Annotated in this window: 9 protein-coding genes; 4 read left to right on the top strand and 5 right to left on the bottom strand. The window is 72.8% G+C overall.

Features of this window, described 5'->3' with window-relative positions; genetic code table 11:
- Positions 1 to 2 precede the first annotated feature (2 nt).
- The 3 genes from AC13HU_RS22035 to AC13HU_RS22025 form a co-directional block, all read right to left on the bottom strand.
- Positions 3 to 842: a GH25 family lysozyme gene (locus AC13HU_RS22035; RefSeq protein WP_483043644.1), complete on the bottom strand. Its 840-nt coding sequence runs from the start codon at positions 840 to 842 to the stop codon at positions 3 to 5.
- Between the two features lie 201 nt (positions 843 to 1,043).
- Complete coding sequence (locus AC13HU_RS22030; RefSeq protein WP_483043643.1) at positions 1,044 to 1,757, bottom strand: DUF4232 domain-containing protein; 714 nt, start codon at positions 1,755 to 1,757, stop codon at positions 1,044 to 1,046.
- A gap of 221 nt (positions 1,758 to 1,978) precedes the next feature.
- A complete protein-coding gene (locus AC13HU_RS22025; RefSeq protein WP_483043642.1) occupies positions 1,979 to 2,860 on the bottom strand; it encodes a GNAT family N-acetyltransferase in 882 nt (293 codons plus the stop codon).
- Positions 2,861 to 3,088: 228 nt separating this feature from the next.
- Here AC13HU_RS22025 and AC13HU_RS22020 point away from each other — a divergent pair, with 228 nt between their 5' ends.
- A complete protein-coding gene (locus AC13HU_RS22020) occupies positions 3,089 to 3,232 on the top strand; it encodes a hypothetical protein (protein WP_483043641.1) in 144 nt (47 codons plus the stop codon).
- 238 nt (positions 3,233 to 3,470) lie between these two features.
- Positions 3,471 to 4,889, top strand: a complete 1,419-nt coding sequence (locus AC13HU_RS22015; RefSeq protein ID WP_483043645.1) for an MFS transporter — start codon at positions 3,471 to 3,473, stop codon at positions 4,887 to 4,889.
- Positions 4,890 to 5,146: 257 nt separating this feature from the next.
- Here the strand turns inward: AC13HU_RS22015 and AC13HU_RS22010 are convergent, their stop codons facing one another.
- Together AC13HU_RS22010 and AC13HU_RS22005 are read right to left on the bottom strand one after the other, a co-directional pair.
- Positions 5,147 to 5,875 carry a response regulator gene (locus tag AC13HU_RS22010; protein WP_483043640.1) on the bottom strand — a complete coding sequence of 243 codons (729 nt, stop codon included), beginning with the start codon at positions 5,873 to 5,875 and terminating at the stop codon, positions 5,147 to 5,149.
- A 68-nt stretch (positions 5,876 to 5,943) separates the two neighbouring features.
- Complete coding sequence (locus AC13HU_RS22005) at positions 5,944 to 6,885, bottom strand: sensor histidine kinase (protein WP_483043639.1); 942 nt, start codon at positions 6,883 to 6,885, stop codon at positions 5,944 to 5,946.
- A 136-nt stretch (positions 6,886 to 7,021) separates the two neighbouring features.
- Here AC13HU_RS22005 and AC13HU_RS22000 point away from each other — a divergent pair, with 136 nt between their 5' ends.
- Together AC13HU_RS22000 and AC13HU_RS21995 are read left to right on the top strand one after the other, a co-directional pair.
- Complete coding sequence (locus AC13HU_RS22000; protein ID WP_483043638.1) at positions 7,022 to 7,732, top strand: ABC transporter ATP-binding protein; 711 nt, start codon at positions 7,022 to 7,024, stop codon at positions 7,730 to 7,732.
- Positions 7,729 to 10,050, top strand: a complete 2,322-nt coding sequence (locus AC13HU_RS21995) for an ABC transporter permease (protein ID WP_483043637.1) — start codon at positions 7,729 to 7,731, stop codon at positions 10,048 to 10,050. Before AC13HU_RS22000 ends, AC13HU_RS21995 begins: the two co-directional genes overlap by 4 nt.
- Positions 10,051 to 10,311 lie beyond the last annotated feature (261 nt).

The raw sequence follows: 10,311 nt of genomic DNA, 5'->3' as shown, positions 1-10,311 counted from the left end.
GGTCACCCCTTCGGCACGTGGAGGGCGTCCCAACTTTCCTTGCCGGGAGGCCATTTGAGGGCGGCGCCGGCCCAGCCCTTGTCGTGATCGGTGCTGTACTTGTGTTGCCATGCCTCGTAGGAGGCGATGTCGCCGGAGCCGATGACGTCCTTGTTCGCGGTGCTCTTGTAGTGGTTGCAGCCGACGGCGACCAGGCGGGCGTGCATCGCGGCCACGGTCGGGGACTTGCGGCCGACGGTGAACCAGGCCGCTCCCGGGAACGGTTGGTAGCTCGGGGTGCCGCCCGGTGTGCCCTTCGCGGACCAGGTGGTGAGCGCGGCGGTGCCGGCGAAGTTGGCGACGTTGAGGTCCAGGCCGTCGGTCGAGCTGTACTGGTGGATGGTCCAGGCGTGCTCCACCCGCGGGTGGCCGGCGGTCGCGCCGGGGTCGGCGATCCACAGGCCGTCGCCGCAGAAGGAGGTGGTGTCGCGGTGCAGCCAGAAGTCGAGGTTGCAGTAGAGCAGCACCCGGTGGGCGGGCGACGCCTTCTGCAGTGCCTTGACGAAGGCGTCCTTGTCCGCCCCCGACACGTCCGCGTCTTCCCAGTCCATGGCGAGGATGTCGCCCGCCTTCACCCCGGCGTGCTGGAGGAAGTAGGTGACCTGCGTGGACATGCTGCCGGGCCGGGCGAAGTGGTAGTGGCCGACGGCCATGCCCGCGGCCCGGGCGTGCGCGACCTGGGCGGCGTGTTTGGGGTTGACGTAGCCGGTGCCCTCGGTGGCCTTGACTATGACGAAGCCGAGACCGGAGGTGCTGTAGGTGCTCGACTGGTAGGAAGCGACGTCGATGCCCTTGACGGTCATGGGGCGGGCCTTTCACTCACGTGGTGCTGTGCGGTGTTCGTCCGCGGATTCGCGTACGGGTACGGGTGGTTGCCGATGCGGGTGCGGGTACGAAGCGGGTATGGGTGCGGGTGCGCTGACGGGTACGGCCGCGGCGCATGCCTTGGCGTGCGGCACGCGCCGGGTGGATGCCGCCGGGCGGTGGGCGCCCGGCGGTCCGGCTCAGTGGACGCTGCCCACGTCGAACGTGCCGCCGCAGACGACGGGGTCAGCCGTGGCCAGGGTCATGGCGTCCCTCGATCCGGGCGGGTACGCCTTGAGCAGGGTCGGTTTGCGCCAGCAACTGTCGCCGCTGACCCCCTGGTTGAGCGTGTGCAGATCCGCCTCGACGGTAGCGCCGGGCTTGAGGCCGACCGCGGTGCCCCTGGGGCCCTCCTGGCCGGCGGGCTGCCCTATCGTGCTGCCGTCGCCCCGGATCAGCGACACCCCGGGGAAGCCGTCGAGGACGCAGGTGTGCGACGAGGTGTTCGTGAATTGCAGGGGATAGTACATCTGGCCCGCGCCCGGGTCACCGCGGCCGAGGCGCATCTTCAGGTCGGTGACGGTGCAACGGCTGCCGGCCGCTTCGGGTTGCGCGGCCGTGGGCGTGCCGCCGCCCGCGGACTGCGGCGCGGAGGACTGCGGTACGGCCGTGCCCGCCGATGACGTCGCTCCGGGTGGTGCGGTGCTGCTCGGGACCGTGGACGCGGAACCGCCCGGCGTGCTCGGCGCCGGCGTTGCCGACCGCGCGGCCGGGTCCGATGTCCTGCCGCCGTTGCCGCACCCGGCCGCGCCGAGTGCCAGCACCGCGACGACGGCCGCGGCGAACGGGGCCGTACGCGCCAGGGGGTGCCGCCCGGCGGCCTTCCTTCGGCTCTGCGATGACGTGGTACGCATACCTACCGGGTTCTCACCCCGGGCCCCTTCGAACCACCGCCGCCCGAATTGTTGCCGTATCCGCACATCCTGTACGCCCCGTTCGAACCGCGAACCGCGAACCGTCCGCGCGCCAGGGCCTGTTGCGGATACGCGAACGGGCCGGACGAGGTGTTGCCCTCGTCCGGCCCGTCCACTTGTCCCTACAGGACTTCCCTACGGAACTTCCCTACCGGGCGCCCCTACAGATCCAGTTGGTACTGGAGTGTCGTGTGCGTCGGTACGTAGCCGAGGCTGTCGTTGACGCGTCTCATCTGCGTGTTGTTCTCGGCGGTGTCGGTCAGGAGGCCGCCGAGCTCCGGAAAGCTCGCGCGGGCCTGCCGGATCGACTCGGCCTTCATCCAGCGGCCGAGGCCGTGTCCGCGGTGCTCGGGCAGCACCCCGGTGCCGTAGTGCTGGCCGTCACCTGTCCCGTCGCCGGGGACGACGAGTTCCGTGAACCCGGCGATCGAGTCGTCGGAGGTGTCGATGGCGACGACGGTGTGCAGATGGTCGCCACGGCCCTCGACGGCCTTCGCCGCGGCCCGTACCCGGTCCACGTCCCACACCACGGTGCCGTAGTCGGTGTCGTCCATGGGCATGTCGTCCATGGCCCGACGTGAGGCGGCGAACGTCTGGGCAAGGTGGTCGGGGACGGTTCCCGGCCACGAAACCAGCACATAGCCGGGATGCGGAAGCTCGATGATCTCGGTGAGAACGGCGTCCTCCACATCGGCCAGCGGCAGGCGGACGAACCGCAGGGTCAGAACCTTGCGGAAGCCGCGGGCGGACAGGAAACAGGCACCGGGCGACCCGTCCTCGGCCTGGGCGATCACGGAACGCCTGGCGTCTTCCCGGGCGGCGGCCACTGCGGTGTCGAGGAGTTGCGAACCGACACCCTCGCGTCGATCCACGGGGTGGACGCCAAGGGTCAGTTCGGCCAGGTGCTCCTGTCCGGACTCGGTGAACAGCCGTAGAAAGGCCGTCCCGACCGTGATGGCGTCGGCGTCGGACGCCAGCCATGCGAGACGTCGGCTGTGGGACCCGCGCGCGGGGTCGGTCAGTGCGGTGATGCGGAGCGACAAGGTGTCTCCGTCGTGAGGAGGTGGAAATGGTCGATACGCGAACTCACCTGCGGGACGCTCGTGCGCATGAGCTCCACACCTCCACTGGTCGACGGCACCGATCCGGAACACCCCGGCCGGTCGGGAGAACGTAGCGGGTTCGCGGCCTCCCGCGCAAAAGGTTAGAGACGTCGCAACCGTCCCCGCACGGCTGCGAAGCGGCGTCGGCGCCCCGGCCCGGACCTCGGCGTGGCCTTGGACGCCAAGAACCTAGGCGGCTCCTACGAGTTGACCCTCTGGCGCACGGACGGCGGGTTGGCGGACGACGCGGGGCTGCTGCGTGTCGCCGAGCAGGTGCTCCCGACCGTACCGGGCTGGACTGCCGCGACCTGACGGCCACTTGTGGGTGATACCGGCCCGCGGCGGCCGGCGCTCGCCGGTGCGCCCCTTCCGCCCTGTGACGCAACTCTCGCCCCCGGCGCCTCCCGTATCCCGGGACCGAAGCGGAATCCCTATTCCTCATCGGATACCCTCCGATGGATCGGAATGAGTATTCCGCTTATGGCACAGAAACCGAGGGAGCTCTATGGCCACGCCGGCGCGGCGCACACATCATCAGGTCACGTTCGCGGTGTTGGCAGCGGCCGTTGCCGCGTACGCGCTGCTTCAGTCGCTGGTCACGCCGGTGCTGGGCGTCATCGCGGTGGACCTGCACACCACTCAGAACACCGTCACCTGGGTGCTGACGGCGTACCTGCTCTCGGCCTCGATATTCACCCCGATCATGGGCCGCATCGGCGACATGATCGGCAAGGAACGCGTGTTCGTGGCGACCCTCGTCGCCCTGTCGGTGGGATCGCTGCTGGCCGCGCTCGCCACCAACGTGACGGTGATGATCATCGCCCGGGTCATCCAGGGCGTCGGCGGCGGCGTGCTCCCCCTGGCGTTCGGGATCATCCGTGACGAGTTCCCCAAGGAGAAGCTGAACGGCGCGGTCGGGGCGATCGCCTCGCTCAGCGCGGTCGGCGCCGGTCTGGGCATCGTGCTGGCCGGTCCGATCGTCAACGCCCTGGACTATCACTGGCTGTTCTGGCTGCCGATGATCCTCACGGTCGCCGCGGCGGTGGCGGCCCACTTCTTCGTGCCGAAGTCGCCGGTGCGCACGGCAGGCAGGATCAGCTGGCTGCCCGGCATCCTGCTGTCCGCGTGGCTGGTGGCTCTGCTGGTCGCGCTCAGCGAGGCACCGACCTGGGGCTGGGGCTCGGCCAAGGTGATCGGGTTGATCGTCGCCGCCGCCGTGCTCGCCGTCGCCTGGGTCATGGTGGAGCAGCGCTCCGCGTCGCCGCTGATCGACATGGGCATGATGCGGCGCACCGCGGTATGGACCAACAACCTGGTCGCCCTGCTGATCGGCGTCGGGATGTACGCGGTCTTCGCCTTCCTGCCGGAGTTCGTCCAGACCCCGTCGAGCGCCGGCTACGGATTCGGCGCGAGCATCACCACCTCGGGCCTGATGCTGCTCCCCTCGAGCATCACGATGTTCTTCGTCGGCATGTGGTCCGGCCGCCTCGCCCGGCAGATCGGCGGCAAGACCGTCGTCGTGATCGGCTGCCTGGTCGGCATCGCCTCGATGGCGCTACTCGCCTTCGCCCACGAGGACAAGTGGGAGATCTACGTCGCCACCGGCGTCATGGGTGTCGGCTTCGGCCTGGTGTTCTCGGCCATGTCCAGCCTGATCGTCAACGCGGTGCCGCCGGAGCAGACCGGCGTCGCCAGCGGCATGAACGCCAACATCCGCACCATCGGCGGCTCGATCGGCGCCGCCTTGATGGCCAGCATCGTCACCGCCGACACCGGTGCCGGCGGCCTGCCCAAGGAGGCCGGTTACAGCCACGGGTTCGCCATGCTGGCCGGCGCCCTGGTGATCGCGACGCTTGCGGCGACCCTCATCCCCGCCGCGCGACGCCGCGCGGGCGCGAGCGACGAGCCGGAACACGGCGAGTTGGCCATGGTGGCGGGAGGGACGGTCGTCGGCGACAAGTCGGAGTGACCGGACACGACCGAATGCCGGCCAGGACAGGGGCGATAGCGTCGCCCCCGTCCTGGCCGGCCGCACAGCTCCGGCCGGGTATCGCGCCCGGCCGGATACCGGGTACCGTCGCGCGGCGGCGGGACGGCCCGCCGTACGGCGTCCTGGACCTCGGCCCGGCCGATCCGGTGCGCATCGGGTCGGGCGCCGCGCCACCGTATCGCCGCGTCATCGTGTTTCCGTGTCATCGTGTTTCCGTGTCGCCGTCTGTCGCCACGTCACGGCGTCGGGTCGCCGGGCGAGACGAGCCCGGTCTCGTAGGCGACGACGACCGCTTGGGCGCGGTCGCGCAGGGCGAGCTTGGTGAAGATGCGGGTGACGTGGGTCTTCACGGTGGCCTCGCTGAGCGTCAGATGGTGGGCGAGTTCGGCGTTGGACAGGCCGCGGCCGACGAGGGCGAGGACCTCGCGCTCGCGCGGGGTGAGGACGGTGAGGTCGCGATGGACGGCCGACGCGGGCGCGGGCTCGTCCGCGTGCGCGGCGCCGGCGGCGAAGCGCTCCACCAGGCGGCGGGTGATCGAGGGCGCGAGCAGCGCGTCGCCGGTACGGACCAGGCGCACGGCCGCGGCCAGGTAGGCGGGGGTGACGTCCTTGAGGAGGAAGCCGCCGGCGCCGGCCGCGAGAGCGGCGTAGACGTAGCGGTCGAGGTCGAAGGTGGTCAGCATGATCACGCGGCACTCGGGCACGTGCGCGAGCACCTGGCGGGCGGCTTCGAGGCCGTCCATGACCGGCATCCGGACGTCCAGCAGGGCCACGTCGGGGCGCAGCCGGCGCACCGCTTCGACCGCTGCGGCGCCGTCCCCCGCCTCGCCGACCACGTCGATGCCGCGCGCGGTCAGGATCAACCGGAAGCCGGTGCGCACGAGTTCCTGGTCGTCGGCGATCACGACCCGGGGTGCGGGTTCGCCCGCGTGGGCCCTGCCCGCCTCGGCTCCACCCGTGGTCACGCCGCCCGCGGCCGGCCCGCGCGCCTGCGTCCGATCCGGGTCCGCTGCGCCCGGCAGCCCCGGCCCGGTCACGGCCGGTCCAGCGGGATGCGGGCCCGGACGCGGAAGCCGCCGCCGAGCCGGCGCCGGGCGTCGAAGTCGCCGCCGTAGACCGCGACGCGCTCGCGCAGGCCGAGCAGGCCCCGCCCGGTGCCGCCCGGCCGCCGCTTCGCGAGCACGCCGGCCGCACCGGCCCCCGACCGTGCGTCCGCCGGCTCCCAGGGCTCCCCGGTGATCACGCTCGGCCCGCCGTTGAGCACCTCCACCCGCAGGTAGTGGTCGGTGTATCGCACCGTCACCTCCGTCTTCGCCCCGCCTCCGTGCCGCAGCGCGTTCGTCAGCGCCTCCTGGATGATGCGGTACGCGGTGACGTCGATCCCCGCCGGCAGCGGGCGCGGCGTGCCCGAGATCCGCACCTCGACCGGCAGTCCGGCGAAGGCGATCCGGTCGACCAGCGAGCTGAGCCGGTCGAGGCCGGGCGCCGGCGCGAGCCCGCCGACCTCCGGGTCCGGCCGCTCCGGCCCGCCGACCGCGCCGCCGCGCGTACCGCCGCCGTACGACTCCCCGCCGCCGTACGGCCCGTCGGCGCCGTCCTGGTCCGGTGCCAGCAGGCCGAGCAGGTGCCGCAGTTCGGTCATCGCGCCGCGTCCGGCCGTCTCCACCGCCGCCATCGCGGCCGCCGCCTCGTCCGGCATCGTGGCGAGTACCTCGCGGGCGGCGCCGGCCTGGATCACCATGACGCTGACGGTGTGGCTCACGACGTCGTGCAACTCGGCCGCGATCCGGGCGCGTTCGGCGGACACCGCGGCCCGCGCCGCGCTCTCCCGCTCGCGCTCCAGCAGCCAGCCACGCTCCCCCACCGCCCGGCGGTGCGCCCGCCGGGCCCGCACCAGCGCCGCCGCCAGCCACGCCGCGGTGACGCACACCGCCACCAGCGCGCCGACCAGCACGTCCGCCCCTGAAACCGCCACCGTCACACCCTCCCACCAGGTCCCGCGCCCGGCATCATCCTCCGGGACCGGCCGCGTACATCACCGGGTTGACGCCCGGCCGCGGTTACCTCCGGGGACGGACGCGGCCGGCCCGGCCCGCTCCTACCGTGAGGCCGTGACCACAGACCAAGACGGCACGCGGCGGATCGTCGTACGACTCGACCGCGTGCACAAGGAATACGGCGACGCCAAGGCCCTGGACGGCATCGACCTCGAAATACGCCAGGGCGACGCGGTCGCCGTCATGGGGCCGTCCGGCTGCGGCAAGTCGACGCTGCTCAACATGGTGGCCGGGCTCGACCGCCCCACCTCCGGCCTGGTCGAGGTGAACGGCCAGGACCTGGGCGGGCTCGGCGAGACCGCGCTCGCGCTCTTCCGGCGCCACCAGGTCGGCATGATCTTCCAGTTCTTCAACCTCATCGACGACCTGCCCGCGCTCGACAACGTGGCACTGGCCGCGCAGCTCACCGGCAGCTCCGCCCGGCAGGCCCGCCGCCGTGCGCTGGAACTGCTGGACGAGCTGGGGGTCGCCGACCGGCGGGACAACTACCCGGCCACGCTCAGCGGCGGCGAACGCCAACGGGTCGCCGTCGCACGGGCGTTGATGAACCGTCCGGCGCTGCTGCTGGCCGACGAGCCGACCGGCGCCCTCGACAGCCGCTCTGGCGAGCAGGTGATGGACCTGCTGATCGACCTCAACCAGATCGGCCAGACCCTGCTGATCGTCACCCATGACGCGCGCCTGGCCACCCGTTGCGCCAGCCGCCTGGTCGAGGTCGCCGACGGCCGGGTGGCCGCGCAGAGCACGCTGGAGCCGAGCCCGTGAGCGCGGTGTGGCGGGCGGCGCGCGCCGCGGTACGGCGGCGCAGGCTCCAGACGGTGATCATCGCACTTGTCGTCATGTGCTCCACGCTGACGACGGTGCTCGCGCTGTTGGTGCTCGACGCCGCCTCGGCGCCGTTCGACAAGGCGTTCGCGCGGCAGCGCGGCGCGCACGAGGTGGCGAGCTTCGATCCCGCGAAGGTGACGGACGCGCAGCTCGCGGCCACGGCCGGCCGGCCCGGGGTGCGTGCGGCGGCCGGGCCGTTCGCGCAGGCGGTACTGAAGATCCCCACGGACTGGCTGTGGATGGCGCCGGGCCCGATCACCGTGGTGGGCCGGGCCGACCCGGGCGGGCCGGTGGACGACATCGAGCTGCTGTCCGGCCACTGGGCCACCAAGCCGGGCCAGATCGTCCTGAACTGCCCTGGAAACGGTGCCCCCAACCCGCGCCAGCTGGGCACCCGCCTGTCGGTGGCCGGCCGGCCGACCCTCACCGTGGTGGGCTTCGCGGTGAGCATGAGCAAGTCCGCGGACTCCTGGGTCGCGCCGAGCCAGATCGCCGCCCTGCACCCGGCCTCCCGCCAGATGCTCTACCGGTTCTCGTCGTCGATCCCGTCCCGGCCCCGGTCGGCCGCGCACCTCGCGCAGGTCACGGCGGGGCTGCCCGCGGGCGCGCTGACCGGCTCGCAGTCCGCCGCCACGCTGCGGCACACGTTCTCCGCGCAGGCCGACAGCTACTCGTTTTTCATGACGATGTTCGGCGTGCTGGGCCTGCTGGTGTCGGTACTGATCGTCGGCAACGTGGTGAGCGGGGCGGTGGTGTCGGGATACCGGCACATCGGCGTGCTCAAGGCTCTGGGTTTCACGCCCCGCCAGGTCGTCGCGGTGTACCTGGCAATGGTGTCGCTGCCCGCCACGGCCGGTGCGGCCGTCGGCGCCCTGGCCGGACGAGCGCTGGCCCAGCCGATCCTGGGGGTCGCCTTCAACGGGGTGCTGACCGGGTCCGCGAGCCTTCGGGTCGACCTGTGGCCGGTGCTGCTCGGGCTGCTCGGCGTGCCGCTGATCGCGGTGGTGGCCGCGCTGGTCCCGGCGCTGCGGGCGCACCGGCTGTCCGCGGCCCGGGCGATCAGCGCGGGCAGCGCGCCGCGGACCGGGCGCGGGCTGCGCGTGCAGCGGGCGCTCGGCGGCACCCGGCTGCCGCGTGCGGTCAGCCTCGGCCTCGGCCTGCCCTTCGCCCGGCCGGGCCGCTCGCTGATGACGATGGCGGCGATCCTGCTGGGGGTCACCACGGTGACGCTGGCGACCGGCCTGACCAGCACCATGGCCCGGCTCGGCAACTCCTCTGACGGCTACAGCGGCCGGAAGGTGGACATCGAGGTCGGCGGGCCGGGACAGCACAGCCTCAGCGGCGCGGGCACGAAGCTGGCCGACTTCCAGGTAGAACAGCGGCTGGGGTCGCTGCCCGGTGCGAAGTGGGTCGCCGTGCGGGCGCTCGGCCGGGCGCGGGTGGCCGGGGACACCAGCGCCTCCTTCGTGAACTTCTACCGGGGCGCGGTGGGCGGCTCCACCGACGAGATCGTCAAGGGCCGCCGGCCGAGCGGTCCCGGCGAGATCGCCGCAGGCCCGGTCTTCCTCGACCGGCACGGGCTCTCCGTCGGCGACCGCACCAGCCTGGACGCCGACGGCCGTACGGTGCCGGTGCGGGTCGTCGGCGAGCTGTTGGAGGGCAACTCCAATTCGGTGGACTCCGACTGGGCCACCATGGCGGTCCTCGCCCCCGGCACCCGCGCGATCCAGTACACGGTCGGCCTCGCGCCGGGCGCCGACGGCGCCGCGTACGTCTCCGCGGCCAAGCGCATCGACCCGCGGCTGCGCCCCACGCTCAGCCGGCAGAGCGCGGGGGCGCCGGTCGTCACCGTCGTCGGCTTCTCGACGATCTTCACGGTGCTGCTGTCCGCCGTCACCGCGCTGGGCGTGTTCAACACGGTGCTGCTGACCACGCGGGAGCGGCGCCGGGACCTGGGCATGCTCAAGTCGATCGGGATGACACCGCGCCAGGTGGTGGTGATGACGGTGACGTCGGTGGCGGGGATCGGCCTGGTCGGCGGGCTGCTCGGCATCCCGCTGGGCATCCTCGCGCACCGGACGGTGCTCGACCACGTCTCCGTGATCGCCTTCCCCGCGTCGATGCGGGACGTGTGGCACGCGCCTCAGTTGGCCGGGCTGGCCCTGGCCGGGGTGGTGATCGCCGCGCTCGGCGCGCTCGTACCGGCCCGCCAGGCGGCTCGGCTGACGATCTCGCAGGTGCTGCACAGCGAATGACGGCCCGCGGTACGGCGGGCGCCGCTCCCACGGCGCCCGCCGTCCGGGTCGGCTCGGTCGTCACCCGGCGGCGCTCTCGTACGGCGCGGGGCGGCGTTCCGCCGTGGACGGGTCAGCGGTCGGTGTCGTCGGGGCTGTCGGCCCGGGTGGACCCGCCGCCGGCGCGCCCGGTCCCGCCGGTCCCGTCAGCCGGGTCCGACCGCTCGGCCTCCTCCGCCGTCTCCTCCGCCCGCTCCTCCCCCGCCGTCTCCGCCCCCGCCT

The sequence above is a fragment of the Streptomyces sp. NH27 genome, assembly GCF_056859195.1.
The sequence above is the reverse complement of the archived record's forward strand: the minus strand, read 5'-3'. Positions and strand labels throughout refer to the sequence as shown.

Coding starts and splice junctions, on each gene's coding strand:
- AC13HU_RS22035 (WP_483043644.1), bottom strand. CDS start 842: ATGACCGTCAAGGGCATCGACGTCGCTTCCTACCAGTCGAGCACCTAC.
- AC13HU_RS22030 (WP_483043643.1), bottom strand. CDS start 1,757: ATGCGTACCACGTCATCGCAGAGCCGAAGGAAGGCCGCCGGGCGGCAC.